The sequence below is a fragment of the Prauserella aidingensis genome (assembly GCF_024171865.1).
In the GTDB taxonomy this organism is placed as follows: Bacteria; Actinomycetota; Actinomycetes; order Mycobacteriales; family Pseudonocardiaceae; genus Prauserella; species Prauserella aidingensis.
Window position 1 is genome coordinate 99,212 of the sequence record NZ_JAMTCN010000004.1, and the last position, 17,742, is coordinate 116,953.

The following is a 17,742-nucleotide window of genomic DNA, read 5'->3' on the forward strand; positions in this document are numbered from 1 at the left end:
GCGTCCGGCGAAACGCCGCCGCCCCGAGCTCGCCTCTGACACGATGCGAGCATGCCGGCCTCCCGTTCCCGCCTGCGCCGGATCCGGACCCCGGCGGTGCTCACCGTCGTCGCCGTCCTCGTCGCGGCCGCGATCGTCACGTGGGCGCGCGTACCGCGGGACGACCTGGAGGTCCTCGACCCCGGCGGGCTGCGGGTCGCGCCGGGCACCCCGGTCACACCACCGCGGGCGGCGTGACGGTGACCGCCGACTCCGGCGGCCGCTCCGGAGCCGGAGCACGCGTCGTCGTCGAGACCGCCCGCGGCACGGTCTGGAGCAGCGATCCCGGCCGCGCGTTCCTCGGGGCCGGCCGCGGCACCCTCGAGTCCGACGAGGACCGCGGACACCTCTGGCTCCGCACCGGCCACGACCGCCGCTGGACCAGCCAGACCCTCGACCGGGTGACCACGCACGACCGCGGCGTCGTCCTCACTGGACAGCTGGAGGACCTGGCGGGCACGCCGGGGCCGACCTGGCGCGCCGAGTTCACGGCCACCGAGCGCGGCGTGATGCTGGACGCCCGGCTCGGCGATGGCGGCGGCCCCACCTCGCTCGGGTTCTGGAGCGCCCGCAAGGGCCGGAGCGCGGTGCACGGGTTCGGCGAGCAGTTCACCGCGTTCAACCTCGACGGGCGCATCCTGCCGATCGTGATCCGGGAACAGGGCGTCGGCCGCGGGGAGCAGCCGATCACGGCGCTGGCCGACGTCACCAACCACGGCGCGGGCGGCACCGAGGAGATGACCTATGCGACGTGGGCCTCCTGGGCGACCGAGGACCTGCGCGGCGTCCGGCTCGACCCGACGCTGCGCGCCTCGCACGCACCCGCGGTGGCCGACACGACCGCCGAGGGGCGGGTCGGCCTGGAGATCCGGGCCACGCGGTTGCGCGCCGAGCTGGTCACCGCCGACACGCCGCTCGACCTCGTCGCCCGGCAGCAGTCCGGGACCGACCGCCCCGCACTGGCGGACTGGACCTCCGACGGTGCCGTCGTCGGCATCCAGGGCGGTACGGCGGCGGTGCGGCGAACGGTCGATACGCTCCGGAGCGCCGGAACCCGCATCAGCGGCGTCTGGCTGCAGGACTGGACGGGACAGCGCACCACGTCCTTCGGCGACCGGCTGTGGTGGACCTGGCAGCTCGACCGCGAGCGTTACCCCGGTTGGGAGCGGCTCGTCTCCGACCTCGCCGCCGACGACATCACCGTGACGACGTACGTCAACCCGTTCCTCGTCGACCCCGCGCAGCAGCACCCGGCGCCCGACCGGAACCTGTACGCCGAGGCAGCGGCACGGGCATACCTGGTCACGACGGCAGACGGCCGGCCGTACCCGATCGACCAGGGCGACTTCGACGCCTACCTGGTCGACCTCACCGACGAGGCGGCTCGCGACTGGTACGCCGACGTCATCGCCACCGAGGTCCTGACCGACGGCGTCCGCGGTGCCATGGCCGACTTCGGCGAGGGCCTGCCGCTGGACGCGGCGCTGACCGACGGTGACGCCGTCACGGCCCACAACCGGTGGCCCGCGCTCTGGGCGGAGACGGTCCGCGACGCCTGCACGCGCGCGGGGAAACCGGACTGCGTCACCTGGTTCCGCGCCGGCTCGCTCGGGATGGCCGCCGACGCCCCGATGTTCTGGAACGGCGACCAACTGACCTCGTTCAGCGCTCACGACGGGCTGGCGTCGGTGCTGCGCGGCACGTTCTCGGCGGGAGTGTCCGGCTGGCCGTTGGTGCACTCCGACGTCGGCGGGTACACCTCGATCGACGCGGTCGTGAAGGACTACGTGCGCTCACCGGAACTACTCGCCCGCTGGGCCGAGTTGTCCGCGTTCGGGGTCATGATGCGCACCCACGAGGGCAACCGCCCCGCGGCGAACGTGCAGGTCGAGGACGTACGGGTGCGCAAGCACTTCGCCAGGACGACCCGGATCTACGCGGCGCTGGCCGACTATCGGCGCGAGGTCGTCGCCCACGCCACGGCGACCGGTGTCCCGGCGATCCGGCACGGCTGGTTGAACGTCCCGGGCACTGCGGCCGCCGAGGCCGACGACCAGTTCTTCCTCGGACCGTCCGTCCTCGTCGCTCCCGTGCTCGCCGAGGGTGCCCGCGAGGTCGAGGTGACGTTGCCGCCCGGCCGGTGGCGGCACCTGCTGACCGGGAAGGTCTACGACGGCGCCGCGACACGGACCGTCCCGGCGCCGATCGGCACCCCCGCGGCGTTCGTGGAGACCTCGGATCCGTGGGCGGATCGCCTCACCGACGCCCTCACCGACGCCCTCACCGACGCCCTCGCCGCCCGATAGCGGCCGCCGCGGGATGCAGACGTCCTCAGTGGACACCGACCGCCCGGAACGGTTACTCCTCGTCGGCGTCCTTGGCGGGCTTGTACGGGTCGGGTTCGCCCGCCGGCTCCGCGGTCGTGGCCTGCCGGGCGACCTCGGCGTCGGCCTCGCGCGCCTTGGCGAGGAGATCGTCGATGTTGCGCGCCTCGGAGGGGATGTTGTCCGCGACGAACGCCAGCGTGGGCGTGTACCGCACGCCCGTGCCCTGTCCGACCTTGGTCCGCAACACGCCGCGGGCGGATTCGAGCGCTGCGGCGGCACCGGCGAAGTCCGGCGCCGCGTCGAGGGTTTCGCCGAGCACGGTGTAATACACGGTGGCGTCGCGCAGGTCACCGGTGACGCGGGCGTCCGTGATCGTCACGTTGCCCAGTCGCGGGTCCTTGATCTCGTGTTCGATCGCGGACGCGACGATCTGTGCGATCCGCTTGGCCAGCCTGCGTGCCCGAGCCTTGTCAGCCACGGCCATCCCCTCACTCGTTCGAACGCCGGCACCTCACGACCCGGCGTACCACCATGATGTTCCGGCCCGGCCGCCCGGCGTCGGCGACCCGACCGCTATTCGTCGTCCGTGCCGTGCAGCCGCCGTCCGGCCGACAGCAACTCGACCTCCGGACGCTCGGCGACGAACCGTTCGCAGCCCTCCAGCACGTCACGCACGTGCGCGGCGTCGGCCGCAACCGCCGCGACACCGATGGTGACGCGGCGGTAGAGCTCGCGCTGCCCGGCCTCGGCGACCGCGACGTCGAAACGTCTGCGCAGCTCGGCCACGATGGGCCGCACCACGGAACGCTTCTGCTTCAGTGAACGGACGTCCCCGAGCAGCACGTCCAGTTCCAGCGAACCCACGAACACCGTCGCACCGTCCTGTCAGCCGGCACCTGCCACGAGGCCGGCGGCACCGCGTCGGCACGGACTCGACACTGCCACCGGCTCCACTCCGGGCTCACCGGGGAAGGGAGTGCCGGTGGGGCGGGAACGTTCCCGCCCCACCGGCACCGCGAACTCACACGCGCGGCTTCTCGCGCTGCTCGTACGTCTCGACGATGTCGCCGACCTTGATGTCGGAGAACTTGCCGAGAGTCATACCGCATTCGTAACCGTCGCGGACCTCGGTCGCGTCGTCCTTGAACCGCCGCAGCGACGACACCGGCAGTTCCTCCCTGACCACGACCCCATCGCGTAGCACCCGCGCCTTGGCGTTGCGCCGGATGAGACCCGAGGTGACGAGGCAACCGGCGATGGTGCCGATCTTCGAGGACTTGAAGACCTCGCGCACCTCCGCCTTGCCGAGCTCGACCTCTTCGTACACCGGCTTGAGCATGCCCTTCAGGGCCTGCTCGATCTCCTCGATGGCCTGGTAGATCACCGTGTAGTACCGGACGTCGACACCCTCGCGGCTCGCCCGCTCGGTCGCCTTGCCCTGCGCCCGCACGTTGAAGCCGATCACCACGGCGTCGGACGCCGTCGCCAGATCGATGTCGCTCTCGGTCACGCCACCGACACCGCGGTGCACGATGCTGAGCTCGACCTCGTCGCCCACGTCGATCTGGTTGAGCGAGCTCTCGAGCGCCTCGACGGTACCCGAGTTGTCACCCTTGATGATCAGGTTGAGGCTGTTGGTCTCCTTCAGCGCGGAGTCCAGATCCTCGAGGCTGACGCGCTTGCGCTTCGCCGCGTTCTCGGCGTTGCGGATGCGGGCCTGGCGGCGCTCGGCGATCTGCCGTGCCACCCGGTCCTCGTCCACGACCAGGAACGTGTCACCGGCACGCGGCACCGACGTGAAGCCGATGACCTGCACCGGACGCGACGGGTCGGCCTCGGTGACGTCGCGGTTGTGCTCGTCGACCATGCGGCGCACGCGCCCGTAGGCGTCGCCCGCCACGACGGAGTCGCCGACCCGGAGCGTGCCGCGCTGCACCAGCACGGTCGCCACGGGACCACGGCCACGGTCGAGGTGCGCCTCGATCGCGACGCCCTGCGCCTCCATCCGCGGGTTGGCCCGCAGATCCAGCGCCGCGTCCGCGGTCAGCAGGATCGCCTCGAGCAGCCCGTCGATGTTGACGTTCTCCCGCGCGGAGATGTCGACGAACATCGTCTCGCCGCCGTACTCCTCGGCCACCAGCCCGTACTCGGTGAGCTGCTGGCGGATCTTCTGCGGGTTGGCGCCTTCCTTGTCGATCTTGTTGACCGCCACCACGATCGGCGACTTGGCCGCCTGCGCGTGGTTGATCGCCTCGATCGTCTGCGGCATCACGCCGTCGTCGGCCGCGACCACGATCACCGCGATGTCCGTGGCCTGCGCACCACGGGCACGCATGGCGGTGAACGCCTCGTGACCCGGGGTGTCGATGAACGTGATGGTCCGCTCGTCACCTTCGAGTTCGGTCTCGACCTGGTAGGCACCGATGTGCTGGGTGATACCACCGGCCTCGCCCTCGGCGACCTTCGACTTCCGGACGGTGTCCAGCAGTCGGGTCTTACCGTGGTCGACGTGACCCATGACGGTCACGACCGGCGGCCGCACCTGCAGGTCCTCGTCGGTGCCCGCGTCCTCGCCGTAGGTGATGTCGAAGGCCTCGAGGAGCTCGCGGTCCTCTTCCTCCGGGCTGACGACCTGGACGTTGTAGTTCATCTCGGTGCCGAGCAGCTCGAGCACGTCCTCGGAGACCGACTGCGTCGCGGTGACCATCTCGCCGAGGTGGAACAGCACCTGCACCAGCGACGCCGGGTTGGCGTCGATCTTCTCGGCGAAGTCGGTCAGCGACGAACCGCGCGGCAGGCGGATCGTCTCGCCGCCGCCCTTCGGCAGACGCACGCCACCCACGGACGGCGCCTGCATGTTCTCCATGTACTCCTGGCGCTTCTGCCGCTTCGACTTGCGACCCTTGCGCGAGGGGCCACCGGGACGCCCGAAGGCACCGGCCGTGCCACCGCGGCCACCACCACCGCGGCCGCGGAAACCACCGCCGCCGCCTGCGGGGGGACCACCGGGACCGCCACGGCCGCCACCGGGACCGCCGCCTGCGGGGGGACCGCCGGGTCCACCGCGACCGCCGCCGGGTCCACCGCGACCACCGCCGGGTCCACCACGGCCGCCGCCGGGTCCACCGCGACCACCGCCGGGTCCACCACGGCCGCCACCGGGTCCGCTCGGGCGGGCCGGACGCGACGGCATCATGCCCGGGTTGGGGCGGGGCGGCATGTTGCCGGGGCTCGGCCGGTTACCGCCGCCCTGCTGCTGGCCACCCTGCTGCTGGCCGCCGCCTTGCTGCTGGCCGCCCTGTTGTTGACCGCCCTGCTTCTGGCCGCCCTGGCCACCGCCCTGCTGGCCGCCACCGGAACGAGGCGGGGCCGGACGCGGCGTGGGCGCGCCCGCACCGACGCCGAACGGGTTGTTGCCGACCCGCGGCTGCTTCGGACCGGGCTTGGGACCGGGCTTGGGACCCTGCGGCTTCGGCGGAACCACCGAACCGCCGGAGTCGTCCTGCTTGGGCGCCTCCTGCTCGGGGCTCGCCTTCGCTGCCGGCACCTGCTCGGCCGGTTCGGCCGGCTGAGCCGGTTTCGGACCGGGCTTGGGGCCCGGCTTCGGCCCCGGCTTGGGACCGGGCTTCGGCGCTGCCGACGGCGCCGCGTCCTGCTTGTCCGCCTGCTGCGGCGCGGACTGCGCCGACGCGGCGGGCTGCGCCTGCGGTGCCTGCGACTCGGCCGCACCGCTGCTTGCGGCGGGCTTGGACGCGGACTTGCCGCCACCCTTACCGCCACTCTTGTCTCCGGCCGCGCCGCCGTAGGCGTCGCGGAGGCGCCGGGCGACCGGTGCCTCCACGGTGGACGACGCGGACTTCACGAACTCACCCTGCTCCTTGAGCTTGGCGAGTACTTCCTTGCTCGTGACACCGAGCTCTTTCGCGAGCTCGTGCACGCGGGCCTTGCCTGCCACTGCTCTCCTCAACTGAGGCCAGGCAGGCAGAGCACCCGCTGACCTCGTCTTATCGTCGCGCGTTCATGGCTTCAGCTTCACGGCTGACTCATGACGGGTCGACCTGCTTCCTTGTTTCCGACCAGGGCCCGGGGAGATCCCGGGCCCTCATTCCTCGGTGGCGAACCGCTCCACGACACTCCGCACGCCGGAGGTGTCCAACGGACCGGACACGCGCAGCGCACGGGGAAACGCTCGTTTCCGTTCGGCCGTGGCCAGGCAGGCCGGGTCGCGGTGCACCCAGGCACCGCGGCCGGGAAGCCGCCGCCGTTCGTCGGCGACGAGTTCCCCACCTGACACGACCAGCCGAAGCAGCTCGTCGCTGCACGCCCGTCGACGACAACCGACGCACGTACGCATCGGGCCGGTCATCGACGTCGGGCGTTGCACCGATCCCAGTTTAGCCCCTGGTCTGTCACTCGGCGGAACCGGTTACCGCAGTGTGCGGTGAGTCCTCCGGCTGGGGGTCCGGAGAGGCCTCCTGCTGGGGTCCGGCATCGGGTGCGGCGTCGCTGCGGATGTCGATCCGCCAGCCGGTCAGCCGGGCCGCGAGCCGGGCGTTCTGCCCCTCCTTGCCGATCGCCAGCGACAGCTGGAAGTCCGGCACGACCACGCGTGCGGTCTTCGTCCGCTCGTCGACGACCGTGACCGACACGGCCTTCGCGGGAGACAGGGCGTTGCCCACGAACTGGGCGGGATCGTCCGAGTAGTCGATGATGTCGATCTTCTCACCACCGAGCTCGCTCATGACGTTGCGCACCCGCGCGCCCACCGGTCCGATGCAGGCGCCCTTGGCGTTCACGCCGGGCACCGTCGAGCGAACGGAGATCTTGGACCGGTGACCGGGTTCCCTGGCCACGGCCGTGATCTCCACCGTGCCGTCGGCGATCTCGGGCACCTCGAGCGAGAACAGCTTGCGCACCAGGTTCGGGTGCGTGCGCGAGAGCGTGATCTGCGGCCCACGGGCGCTGCGGGCGACCTGCCACACGTATGCCTTGATCCGCCCGCCGTGCGGGTAGTCCTCCCCCGGCACCTGCTCGGCGGCGGGCAGCACTCCCTCGGTGTCCCCGCCGATGTCGACGACGACCATGCCCCGCGCGTTGGCGCGGGCATCGCGCTGGATCACACCGGCGACGATCTCGCCCTCCTTCGCGGAGAACTCGCCGTAGGTCTTCTCCTGCTCGGCGTCCCGCAGGCGCTGCAGGATGACCTGGCGTGCGGTCGTCGCGGCGATCCGCCCGAAGCCCTCGGGCGTGTCGTCCCACTCCTCGGCGATCTCGCCGTGCTCGTCGAGCGTGTGCGCCAGTACCCGCACGTAACCGGTCTTGCGGTCGATGTCGATCTTTGCCCGGGGCTGGTGGCCCTCGGTGTGCTTGTAGGCCGTGAGCAGTGCGGACTCGATCGCCTCGAGCACCGCTTCGAACGGAATGTCCTTGTCCGCCTCGATGGCCCGCAGCGCGGCGATGTCGACGTTCACCTCGGCTCCTCCTCCGGTGCTGCCGCCGCGGCACCCTCGCTGTTGTGGTTGTCGCCCGCGGCCTCGCCCGCGTCCTCTTCCAGGAGCTTCAGCTCGCCTGCGGGCGGTTGCTTGAATTCGACCTCGAGCACGGCCTTCGCGACGTCGGCGTAGCGCACGTCGCGGATGGTGCCGCCGACGAGCAGTCGCACCGCGGTCTCGTCGGCCCGGCCCACCCGGCCGGTGAACTCGGCTCCCTCGGTCGGGGTCACCCGCACCTGGCGGAACTTCGCGCGGCGCCAGTGCCGCTGCGTGGTCAGGGGCCGGTCGACGCCCGGCGAGGTGACTTCCAGGGTGTAGGCGCCCGCAATGAGGTGCTCGTGCTGGTCGAGTTCCTCGGACAGGACGCGGCTGACCTCGGCGACCTCGTCCAGGCCGACACCGTCGTCGCTGTCGACGACGACCTTGACGAGCTTGCGCCGTCCGGCCTGCTGCACGTCGAGCGCGTCGAGATCGAAACCCGCGGCCGTGACGGCCTCGGCCACGATGGGCTCCAGCCGGCTGGCGAGTTCGTTGGGCACCGTGATGCTCCCGTGAGTTGCTGTTGTCTATGCGTCTTGTCGGTATGCGGTTGTCGGTACAGGGTTGTGGTCGGGGACGCGGTTGTCGTCGGGGACGGAGTCGTGGTCGGTGTCCTGTGGTCTCTCGGTCCTGCGGTCTCGGTGTCGTGTGGTGTCCCGGTGTCCCGAGGTCGTCGGTTCTCGAGGTCGTCCGAATGTACGGGTGCCGGCGCCCGTACGCTCCTCCGGACAGGGGTGGTCCAGCTTATCGTGTCGGGGCCGCCGCCCGCCGACCAGCGGGGTACGCGCGAGCCGCCGGGACGAAGCGCCTGGCAGGATGACGTTCCGTGACCTTCCGTCGACCCGTGACCCCGCCGAACCGTCGTGCCGTCCTCCGTGCGGCCGCACTGGCCGTCCCGGCGGCAGTGGGCCTCGGGGCGGTCGCGGGCTGTACGGACTACGACGACAGCCCGGACCCGCTCCTACCGCTGCTCGAGACCGCGGAGGCCGACGCCTCCGCCGCCCGTGCCCTGGGCGGCCCCGAGGCCGAGCAGGTCGCCACCGTCCGTTCGACGCACGCCGGGGCGCTGCGCCGCGAAGTGAACCGGCTCAACCGGCCGCGGCCGACGGCCACGTCGGCCCCACCCGCCACGGTCGCGAGCGCGGAGGCACTCGGGCAGCGGCTCGGTGACGCGCGGGAGCAGGCCGCCCGCCTGGTGCCCGAGCTGCCCGCCCACCGCGCGGGCCTGGTCGGTGCGGTGACCGCGGGCTGCGCCGCCGCACAGCAGTTGGGCGACGCGTTCGGCAGGGGCCAGCCGGGACCGCTTCGGCGGGTGTCGGCGGGACCGCTGGACGATTCCGCCGTCGAGGCGCTCCAGCAGGCCCTCGCGGCGGAACACGCCGCGGAGTGGGTGTACACCACCGTGACGGCCTTCCTGCCCGGAAGCTACGACAACGGCCTGACCGAGGGGCGCGAGGCGCACCGGGACCGCAGACTGGCGTGCGAGACCCTGCTCCGCAGGGCGGGCGCCACCCCGCGCGACGCCCAGGTCGCCTACCGCACCCGCGACGGGGAGACGGTGTCCGATCAGGATTCGGCGACGCACCTCGTGATCACCGCCGAGACCGACGCGGCCCACGCCTGGCACGGCGTGCTCGAGCGGACCGACGTGGCCGGGCTGCGGGACGTCGCCACGCAGGCCCTCGTCGGCTCGGCGACCCGCGGCACCAGCTGGCGGCTCGACGCGGACGAGAATCCCGCGGTCATCCCACTACCGGGCCGCGGCTGACAGGCGCAGCGCGTCGTGGGCGATCTCGCCCAGCAGGTCGGACGAACCGGGCGTGTCGGCGAAGAACTGTGTCTCGACGATCGTCAGACGGTTCCCGACGACCCGGGAGGCGTATTCGCCCGTGGCGACGTTCGGTGCACCCGGCAGGTTCGCGGTGCCGTCGCGGACGAGGTCGTTGACGTTTCCGGTGCCGTCGGTGTCGGTCGTGACCTTCAACTGCTTGGCGCCGGTCTGCCCCGGCATCGTCACGACGACGACCGACACGAGCGCACGGGCGTCCTGCGAGCGCGTTTCGTACAACGAACGGTGCACCTGTTCGCAGGGGTGCTGCCGGAACCAGCCGACGACGTCGCCGTAGGAGTTGGCCGCGCAGCCCGCCGAGATCTCCGGCCCCGCCACTCGCGTGTAGTCGAACTCGCCACTGGTCAGCGGATTCTCCTGCTGCGCGCTGGGCGGCGGGTCGTCACCGGCGGGCTCGTACCGGATCAGCCACCACACGAGCCCGGAGACGAGCGCGATCACGACGAGACCGCCCCCGCGCAGCGCCTTCCTCAGCCGCGGCGACCTCCCGGAACCGGCGGAGCCGTCGGGCGACCCCGGCGGCGGTGACGACGGCGGCCCCGACGGTCCTGCTCCCGCCTGCGGCGCCGGGCCTCCTGGCCCTGCGGGGCGTCCTGCCACGGGGCCTACTGCCGGGCCTCCTGCTGCGGGGCTTCCTGCTGCGGGGCTTCCTGCTGCCGCTGCGGGGCCTCCCTGCATCGCGGGCCGTCCGGGTGCGGGCGACTGTCCTGCCGGCGCGGGCGTGCCGTGCGGAACCCGACCGGCGGGACCCGCATGGCCTGCGGGCGCGGCCGGGCCGGACGGCGTCGAAGGGCCTGCGGGCGCGGCCGGCTGCCCGGACCACGGTGGATGCGGTCCGTGATGCCCGTACGCCGGTCCGGGCTGTCGTCCACTCGATCCGGGGAACTGCGACTGCTGTCCTGGCACGGCCCGTGACGGTAGTCGATCCGGTGTCAGCGGAGGGCCGCAACCGCCAGATCGACGTCCTGCCACGTGTTGTACAGGTGGAATCCCAGGCGGAACCGGCCCGCACGCATACTTCCGCGCAGGCCCGCGCGAGCGAGCCGTTCCGGGTCGGCTCGGGTGTCGAGGGCCACGATCGCACTGCCCGCGGGCGGCAGGCCGAACTCGCCGCGCAGCGCGTCGGCGAGCCCGGTGCAGTGCGCATGCACGGCTCCCCGGTCGAGCGCGGCGAGGTGGTCGAGCGCCGCGGCGGCCCCGATGAACGCCAGCCACGCCGGTGAGGCGTCGAATCGCCGCGCCCCGGCGGCCAGCCGCAGCGGCAGGCCGTACACCGTGTCCCACGGATTCTCCCCCGCGTACCAGTTCGCGCCCACGGGCCTGCCGCGGTCGAGCGCCCGCGGATGCACGGCGAGCCACGCCGCACCGCGCGGGCTCAACAGCCACTTGTAGCCCGCGCAGACGACCCAGTCGGCCCAGTCCAGTGCGAGCGGCAACCACCCGGCCGCCTGCGTGACGTCGAGCGCCACCGGGATCCCGGCCTCGGCGGTGGCGGCCCGGAGTGCGGCGAGGTCGGCGACCGCGCCGTCGGCGGACTGGACCACGGCGACCACCACGAGGTCGTGCCCGTCGACCGCCGAGGCGAGCTCGGCAACCGGCACCGTCTCGACGGTCACGCCGCGGTGTTCGTGCGCGGCGAACGGGAACGTCACACTGGTGAACTCCGCGGTCGCGGCGAGAACCCGCGCACCGTCGGGCAGGCCCGCCGCGACCGGGGCGAGCAGCCCCGCAACGGTGGCGCCGACGGCGACCCGTTCGGCCGGAACGCCCACCAGGTCGGCGAACGACACCCGCGAGGCGTCGACGGCGGCGGTGAAGTCCGGCGGATCGTCCGCGCCCGTGCGCCAGCGGTCGACGGCGGTCGCGACGGTGTCGGCGACGGTGACGGGCGGGATGCCGATGCTCGGCGTGTTGACGTATCCCAGGGGAACGTCGAACGCGGCACCGAAAGCGTGTCGGCGGGAAGCGCTCATGATCGGCACGCTACTCCCGCCGGGCGCCCCGCCCCACTGAGCGCGCGCCCGGCCCCGTCGCGGCGATCGGGTCACCCGCGTTCGAGCAGCGGTCCGAACAGCCCCGGGACGGCCTCGTCCGCGAAGGCGAGGCCCTCGGCGGCGCCGACGTCGTGGACGGAGTACGCACCGGACCCCGCTGCGGTCGTGGCGGTGATCGTCATCAACCCGCGGCGGCGCTGGAAGAGCGACTGACGGGCGTTCAGGCCGATCACCCCACGGCGTTGGAGGGCGACGGTGCTGCGGCGCACGCTGCCGTGGCGCGCCACCAGGTGGTCACCGCTCAGGCCGTGGCCGAGGTTGCGGTACGCGTCGACGGCGAGCGCGAGGGCGATCGGCACGCCGAGCGCCGCGCCGATCCACGCCAGGTGGAGCAGGACCGCCGACGACAGCAGCCCGCCGAGCGCCGTCAGCGTCAGCACCGGGACCGCAGCGCCGGCCAGCGCCCAGCGGATGCGCCTGCCGCGTGCGGCCCGCGGATGCGGCGTCAGCGCGGCCGGCATCGGGCCGGTTCGCTCCCGCAGCACGGCCGCGGCCACCCGATGCGCCTCGCCACGGGGTGCGGCGGGGAGCAGGGTCTTCCGGTCGGCCTTGTCGTCACCCCCGGACCGCAGACCGGTCGCGACGGCGTCGACCCGCGCCGCGCCCGCCGTGCGCACCCCGAGTGGTTCGACGAGCTCGACCCCACGGAGGCGCTGCTCCTCGAGCGAGATCGACCGGACCGTCACCAGGCCACGGCGGACCCGCAGCGTGCCGCCGGGTTCGCGATCGAGCCGGAAGTTCCACCACATCTCGACGAACAGCGCGAGCGAACCGACCACCCCGATCGCCACGCCGGCGGCCACGACCACGGCGAGGGCACCCACGAGACCGAGTCCGCCCAGCAGGCCGACCGTCCAGCCGATCACCCCCGCCTGCAGGTCGAACCATTGCGCGACCTGCAGTACCGCCCCGTAGGCGCCCGCACCGAGCGCGGGCGTGAGGATCGACAACGGTGCGTACCGCACGCAACCGGGATCGAACGTGGCGAGCCGTCCGTCGGTGACGGGTTCCCCGGCGCCGCCCCCGCGGTCGAGAAGCTCGGCGCGCAACCGCTCCCCCTCCTCGCGTGCCACGGCGTAGAGCGACACCGAACCGCCCGCCGATCCGCCCTCGCCGGTGTCGATCTTCACGGTGACGATGCCGAAGATCCGCACCTGTGGCCCCGCGGTGAGGTCCACGGTGCGGATGCGGTCCCGCGACACGGACCTGCGGCTGCGCACCACGATGCCCTGGACGAGTTCGACGCGGTCGGCCGTCACGCGATAGCGGGTCCTGCGCAGCCGCACGTGCTCGACGACCACCGCGGCGACCAGGGCGGCGACCGAGGCGGGCAGCACCGTGACGAGCGCCCAGAACACCGACGACGAGGCGATCCCGAGAGCGGTCGGCATGCCCGCGGCCACGCAGATCCCGGCGACGGTGACCACGCTCGCCCGGACGGTGCGCGCGTCGAGTCGGCGCCACCCCTGCTCGGAATCGGCTGTCGGCACGATGCTCCCTTCGTGTCGCCGCGGTCGGTCACGGTCACGCGTGATCGTCGCGAACGACGGCCGCACTGTCGACCCGACCTAGACATAAAGCAACTTTCTCAAGTAGCTTTCATATATGGCCGACGACCGTTGCACGCCCACCCGTCCCGCACCAGCGCTCATCTGCCTCGCCTTCGAGACCGTGACGGCCGGCATCATGCGCGGTCTCCACGAGGCCGGGTTCGACGACCTGCGCCCGACGCACTTCCTGCAGGTCCTGCGCCACCTGACCGGCCACGGGGACCGGCCCGCCGACCTCGCCCGGCTGGCGGGCGTGACCCCGCAGGCGATCGGCCAGACCCTGGCCGAGCTGGAGGACATGGGATACGTCCGGCGCGAACCCGACCCGGCCGATCAACGGTCACGGCGGGTGTTCTGGGCCGAACGGGGCCTGCGCGCCGGCGCTGCGCTCGAGGAGCACTACGCGTCGACGGAGCGCCGTTGGGCCGCGGCCGTCGGCGACGACCGGCTCGACTCCACCCGGACACTGCTCGCCGCGATCATCGGCGAGGAAGGGAGCACCTCATGACCGTCGTATGGCGCATCGTTACCGCGGTGGCGGCACTGCTCACCGCGCTCGGCCTCTTCTGGTTCGCCCAGGGAATCGGCCTCGTCACCGTGGACCCGATCCTGTGCACCGGCGACTGCCGGCCCGTCCAGGCACCCGCCCCGCAGTGGCAATTCGCCGGCGGCGCGACCGCGCTCGTCGGTGCGGGCCTCGGCGTCCTCTCCGTGCATCGACTGCGCGCACGGCGCCGCCCCGGCACGCCACCGAACACGCCGGCCTCCTGAGCCCACCGGCAGCGCGCAGCGTCACGTCGCGTCGCCCGGGGTCGCCTGGGTCGTCTCCGTGAGCTCGTGCACGAGCTCGGCGGCGAGGGCGTGGTCCAGACCGGGGATCCGCAGCGCCCCTCGCGCCGACGCGGTCGTCACGGTGACCGTGGCCAGGCCGAAGAACTGCTCGAGCGGCCCACGGTCGCTGTCGACCGTCTGGATGCGCGACATCGGCGCGACGCGCCACTCCTGCCACAGCGCGCCCGTCCGGGTGTAAACCGCATCGCCGGTGACCTCCCAGCGATGCACGCGGTACCACCACGGCGGCATTCCCACGGCGGCCACCACGGTCACGACGGCGAGCCCGACCGCGGGCACCACCAGCCACGGGCGCACCACGTCGGGAAGCAGCAATGCCGTCACGGCGGGCACCGCGACGGCCGCCGCACCGGCGAGCAGGATCCGGGCACGCCACCACGTCACGGCCGTGCGGTGCACCCGGTGTACCGGTGGCCGCAACCGCAGCTGCCCCGGCCCGCTGTCTCGCGGCCCGCTGCCTCCCTGCCCGCTGTCTCCCGGCTCGCTGTCTCCCGGCTCGCCGTACCCCGGCTCGCTGCCGGAATTCCCCACGATCGCCCGCCTCCACACCCTGGACAGCCTGTCGAGCCGGACGCTAGCAGCATCGCCCCACCCGCGCGTCCTGCTCGCGCACGCCGCCCCGGTAACCGCAACACCGTCCCCCAGAACCGCAACACGGTCTCCCCGAACGGCAACACGGTCCCCCAGAACCGCAACACGACGTCCCGCGCGTCGGTCAGGCGAGGTGTTCCCACCACGGGTCGAGCTCGGGCGGGGACGCGACGTCGACGCGCTCCCCCGGTTTCGGCACGACCAGCGCGACGCCGCGTGCCGCGGCCTCCTTGCGGGCACAGTCGACGGGTTCGGCCCAGCCGTGCGGGGCGAGTTCGAACGTGCCCCAGTGCACGGGCACGAGAAGTCCGCCGCCGACGTCGACGTGCGCGGCCACCGCCTGCTCGGGCGTCATGTGGATGTCCGGCCAGCTCGGCGCGTAGGCGCCCAGCTGCACGAGGGTCAGGTCGAACGGGCCGTGGTCCGCGCCGATCCGGCCGAACCCGTCGAAGTAACCGGTGTCGCCGCTGTAGAACACCCTGTGCCGTTTCCCCGCGAGCACCCACGACGCCCACAGGGTGTTGTTGCGGGAGAAGGCGCGTCCCGAGAAGTGCAGGCCGGGTGTGGCAATGATCCGCAGGCCCGCCGAGCGCGTCTCGTCGTGCCAGTCGAGTTCGGTGATCCGGTGGGCCGGCACACCCCAGCGGCGCAGGTGGGCCCCGACGCCGAGCGGCACGACGAACAGCGCGGTGGTCCGTCGCGCGAGCTCGCCGACGGTGCGCATGTCGAGGTGGTCGTAGTGGTCGTGCGAGATGAGAACCACGTCGGGCTCGGGCAGCTCGGCCAGCGGCTGCGGCGGTGCGAACAGCCTCCGCGGGCCGAACCACCGCGACGGCGAGGCCCGGTCGCTCCACATGGGATCGACGAGCACGCGCGCGCCGTCGAGTTCGACGAGCGTCGAGGCGTGGCCGAACCACGTCACGTGGAGCCCGTCCTCCGGTGCGGGACCGGAGAGCCGGTTCCGCGGCACGGCTCCCGCGGGGCGCCGCCTCCCGCGGCCGCGGATCATGTCCCCGACCGCCTCACGCACGCTGCCCTGCGGCACCCACTGCACCGGTTCGGGGTTGCGGAACGCACCGTCGCGGAACTGCGGCGACCCGGGATAGCGACCGGGCCTACCGCCGACCGCGACGAGGACGTCGGCGGCGACGGCGGTCAGACCGGCGGCGAGTGCGGACACCATCGGACGGGCGATTCTCGGCACCGGGCGGCTCCTCGGAGGCGGCGGGCGGCTGTCGGGGCGGCAGGCGCGTTCGGAGCACCGGCCGGGACGAGGGTGCCCGGCCGATGCTCCCGTGCAACGTCGCGGCTCGCCCCGCAGTTCCCTGCGTCCCCGGCGGCCGCCCGACACGGGCCCGTCGCACCCTGTCGCAGCGTCCGAACGGCGGCAGCGTCCGAACTGCGGCGGCGTCCGGGCTCACACGATGGTGCGGGCGCGGGGTTCCTCCTCGCCCGGGCCGTGGCGCACCAGGTCGCCCCACGCGTCGGCGAGGCGGCGCACGAGCTCGTCGAGCACCTGCGGCTCCTGCATGAACGGCAGTCGCAGGTAGTTGTCGTGCGCACCGGTGGGGTCCATCGTCGACCCCGGGATGACCTCGACGCCGTGGCGGAGAGCGATCTGGGCGAACACGTCGGCGTCGCGTTCCGGTAGCGCGAGCCACAGCGACGACCCGCCGTCCGGCGTGCGCCAGGTCCAGCCGGGCAGGTGCTCGGCAATCAGCCGTTCCGCCTGGTCGCACCGCTCGGCACGTTCGACCGACCCGGTCTTGACGATCTCGGGCAGCCGCGGGAAGAGACGGGCCGCGACGGCCTGTTCGATGAGCGGGCCGCCCAGGTCGGCGAGCGCCTTTCGGCGGGCGCATCGCTGCAGCAGGCCACGCGGTCCGCGGATCCAGCCGATCCGCAGGCCGCCCCACACCGCCTTCAGCGACTCCACGACGACCGATTCGGCACCCGCGGGCAGGTACGCCGACAGCGGCGCCGGGATCTCGGGCGCGTCGTCGCGGGCGAGGGCGCAGCCCGCGTAGGCGTTGTCCTCGATGACGGCGACGTCGTACCGCGCGGCGAGCTCGGCGACGCGGCGGCGCCTGCGGTCCGACATGAGAACGCCGGCGGGATTGTGGAAGGTCGGCATCACGTACAGCACCGACGGCCTGTGCTCGGCCAGTACCGCGGCGAGGCGACGCTCGTCGATGCCTTCGTCGTCGAGCGGGACCGGCACGACGCCGGCGCCCGCGTCGCGGAACACGTCGAGGCACGGCTGCCAGCTGGGCGCCTCCACCGCGACGGTCGCCGCGCCGCGCAGGTACACCTCCGAGAGGAGCACGAGCGCCTGGTGAGCCCCGGTCGTGATCATCACTTCGTCGGGTGCCGTGGGCAGCCCCTGGCCGGTGTAGTAGTCGGCGACGGCTTCGCGCAGAGCCGGCAGGCCGCGCACCTGGTAGCCCGGGTCGCCGAGCAGCGAGGGCAGGTCGTAACGGGCGACCTCCTCGAGCGCCTCGGCGACCTCGGGCACGCCGGCGTCGGCGGCGCAGGCGAGCGAGATGACCGAACCGGGACCGTCGATGAGCCGCTGGAACGTCGCCGCCGCCCGGCCGCCGCTCACGCGGCCGTCGGCCGGGACCGCACGAGCCGCGGCGCTGATCCGCGTGCCGCTCCCCTGCTTGCGTTCCAGCAGCTCGCGGACCTCGAGGTCCTCGTAGGCGGCGACGACCGTGGCCCGGCTGACGGCCAGCAGTTTGGCCAGTTCGCGCTCCGACGGCAGCCGGTGTCCGGCCGCCAGCGCACCCTCGTCGACGGCGTGGGCCACCGCGTCCGCGAGTTTGCGGTACAGCGGCCCGTCACCGGCAGTCCAGTCGCCGAGCACGGCGACCAGCTCACCGCCGCGGGAAAAACGGTCCAATTCTCGTGCCATTGGTACTTACTCCAGTCCAGTATCCGGAGCATTCT

The 17,742-nt window shown here is 73.0% G+C and carries 17 protein-coding genes; 5 read left to right on the forward strand and 12 right to left on the reverse strand.

Annotated features, from left to right (window positions below; genetic code table 11):
* Nucleotides 1–51 precede the first annotated feature (51 nt).
* Nucleotides 52–237: a hypothetical protein gene (locus LY13_RS06400; RefSeq protein ID WP_253827351.1), complete on the forward strand. Its 186-nt coding sequence runs from the start codon at nucleotides 52–54 to the stop codon at nucleotides 235–237.
* Nucleotides 234–2,345: an alpha-glucosidase gene (locus LY13_RS06405; protein ID WP_253827352.1), complete on the forward strand. Its 2,112-nt coding sequence runs from the start codon at nucleotides 234–236 to the stop codon at nucleotides 2,343–2,345. The genes LY13_RS06400 and LY13_RS06405 overlap by 4 nt, the downstream gene beginning before the upstream one ends.
* 52 nt (nucleotides 2,346–2,397) lie before the next feature.
* Here LY13_RS06405 and rbfA read toward each other — a convergent pair whose 3' ends face one another.
* From rbfA to rimP, 6 genes are all read right to left on the reverse strand, one after another.
* Nucleotides 2,398–2,844 carry a 30S ribosome-binding factor RbfA gene (gene rbfA, locus LY13_RS06410; RefSeq protein ID WP_253827353.1) on the reverse strand — a complete coding sequence of 149 codons (447 nt, stop codon included), beginning with the start codon at nucleotides 2,842–2,844 and terminating at the stop codon, nucleotides 2,398–2,400.
* A 95-nt stretch (nucleotides 2,845–2,939) separates the two neighbouring features.
* A complete protein-coding gene (locus tag LY13_RS06415; protein WP_253827354.1) occupies nucleotides 2,940–3,236 on the reverse strand; it encodes a DUF503 domain-containing protein in 297 nt (98 codons plus the stop codon).
* A 151-nt stretch (nucleotides 3,237–3,387) separates the two neighbouring features.
* The gene (gene infB / locus LY13_RS06420; protein ID WP_253827355.1) at nucleotides 3,388–6,321 is read right to left on the reverse strand and encodes a translation initiation factor IF-2; all 2,934 of its coding nucleotides are present in this window, start codon (nucleotides 6,319–6,321) and stop codon (nucleotides 3,388–3,390) included.
* Nucleotides 6,322–6,468: 147 nt separating this feature from the next.
* Nucleotides 6,469–6,750, reverse strand: coding sequence for a YlxR family protein (locus LY13_RS06425; RefSeq protein WP_253827356.1), 282 nt, complete (start codon nucleotides 6,748–6,750; stop codon nucleotides 6,469–6,471).
* A 25-nt stretch (nucleotides 6,751–6,775) separates the two neighbouring features.
* Nucleotides 6,776–7,837 (reverse strand): transcription termination factor NusA, encoded by a 1,062-nt coding sequence (nusA, locus tag LY13_RS06430; protein ID WP_253827357.1) that lies wholly within the window; start codon nucleotides 7,835–7,837, stop codon nucleotides 6,776–6,778.
* Nucleotides 7,834–8,397 carry a ribosome maturation factor RimP gene (gene rimP, locus LY13_RS06435; protein ID WP_253827358.1) on the reverse strand — a complete coding sequence of 188 codons (564 nt, stop codon included), beginning with the start codon at nucleotides 8,395–8,397 and terminating at the stop codon, nucleotides 7,834–7,836. The genes nusA and rimP overlap by 4 nt, the downstream gene beginning before the upstream one ends.
* A 344-nt stretch (nucleotides 8,398–8,741) precedes the next feature.
* On the opposite strand from rimP, the gene LY13_RS06440 reads away from it, so the two are divergent.
* Nucleotides 8,742–9,665, forward strand: a complete 924-nt coding sequence (locus tag LY13_RS06440; protein ID WP_253827359.1) for a ferritin-like domain-containing protein — start codon at nucleotides 8,742–8,744, stop codon at nucleotides 9,663–9,665.
* On the opposite strand, the gene LY13_RS06445 is transcribed toward LY13_RS06440, so the two are convergent.
* From LY13_RS06445 to LY13_RS06455, 3 genes are all read right to left on the reverse strand, one after another.
* Entirely contained in the window at nucleotides 9,648–10,187 is a 540-nt protein-coding gene (locus LY13_RS06445; protein ID WP_253827360.1) for a hypothetical protein, read from the reverse strand. The two genes, LY13_RS06440 and LY13_RS06445, sit on opposite strands and share 18 nt — an antisense overlap.
* Before the next feature lie 491 nt (nucleotides 10,188–10,678).
* A complete protein-coding gene (locus LY13_RS06450) occupies nucleotides 10,679–11,719 on the reverse strand; it encodes an aminotransferase class V-fold PLP-dependent enzyme (protein WP_253827361.1) in 1,041 nt (346 codons plus the stop codon).
* 71 nt (nucleotides 11,720–11,790) lie between these two features.
* The gene (locus tag LY13_RS06455; RefSeq protein WP_253827362.1) at nucleotides 11,791–13,290 is read right to left on the reverse strand and encodes a PH domain-containing protein; all 1,500 of its coding nucleotides are present in this window, start codon (nucleotides 13,288–13,290) and stop codon (nucleotides 11,791–11,793) included.
* A gap of 115 nt (nucleotides 13,291–13,405) precedes the next feature.
* On the opposite strand from LY13_RS06455, the gene LY13_RS06460 reads away from it, so the two are divergent.
* Both LY13_RS06460 and LY13_RS06465 read left to right on the forward strand, forming a co-directional pair.
* A complete protein-coding gene (locus tag LY13_RS06460) occupies nucleotides 13,406–13,858 on the forward strand; it encodes a MarR family winged helix-turn-helix transcriptional regulator (RefSeq protein ID WP_253827363.1) in 453 nt (150 codons plus the stop codon).
* Entirely contained in the window at nucleotides 13,855–14,121 is a 267-nt protein-coding gene (locus tag LY13_RS06465) for a hypothetical protein (protein WP_253827364.1), read from the forward strand. Before LY13_RS06460 ends, LY13_RS06465 begins: the two co-directional genes overlap by 4 nt.
* Nucleotides 14,122–14,142: 21 nt before the next feature.
* Here the strand turns inward: LY13_RS06465 and LY13_RS06470 are convergent, their stop codons facing one another.
* The 3 genes from LY13_RS06470 to LY13_RS06480 all read right to left on the reverse strand — a co-directional run bounded on the left by LY13_RS06470 (nucleotide 14,143) and on the right by LY13_RS06480 (nucleotide 17,707).
* Entirely contained in the window at nucleotides 14,143–14,628 is a 486-nt protein-coding gene (locus LY13_RS06470) for a PH domain-containing protein (RefSeq protein ID WP_253827583.1), read from the reverse strand.
* Nucleotides 14,629–14,917: 289 nt separating this feature from the next.
* The gene (locus tag LY13_RS06475) at nucleotides 14,918–15,976 is read right to left on the reverse strand and encodes an MBL fold metallo-hydrolase (RefSeq protein ID WP_301298595.1); all 1,059 of its coding nucleotides are present in this window, start codon (nucleotides 15,974–15,976) and stop codon (nucleotides 14,918–14,920) included.
* Nucleotides 15,977–16,210: 234 nt separating this feature from the next.
* Nucleotides 16,211–17,707: an aminotransferase-like domain-containing protein gene (locus tag LY13_RS06480; protein ID WP_253827365.1), complete on the reverse strand. Its 1,497-nt coding sequence runs from the start codon at nucleotides 17,705–17,707 to the stop codon at nucleotides 16,211–16,213.
* Between the last annotated feature and the right edge of the window lie 35 nt (nucleotides 17,708–17,742).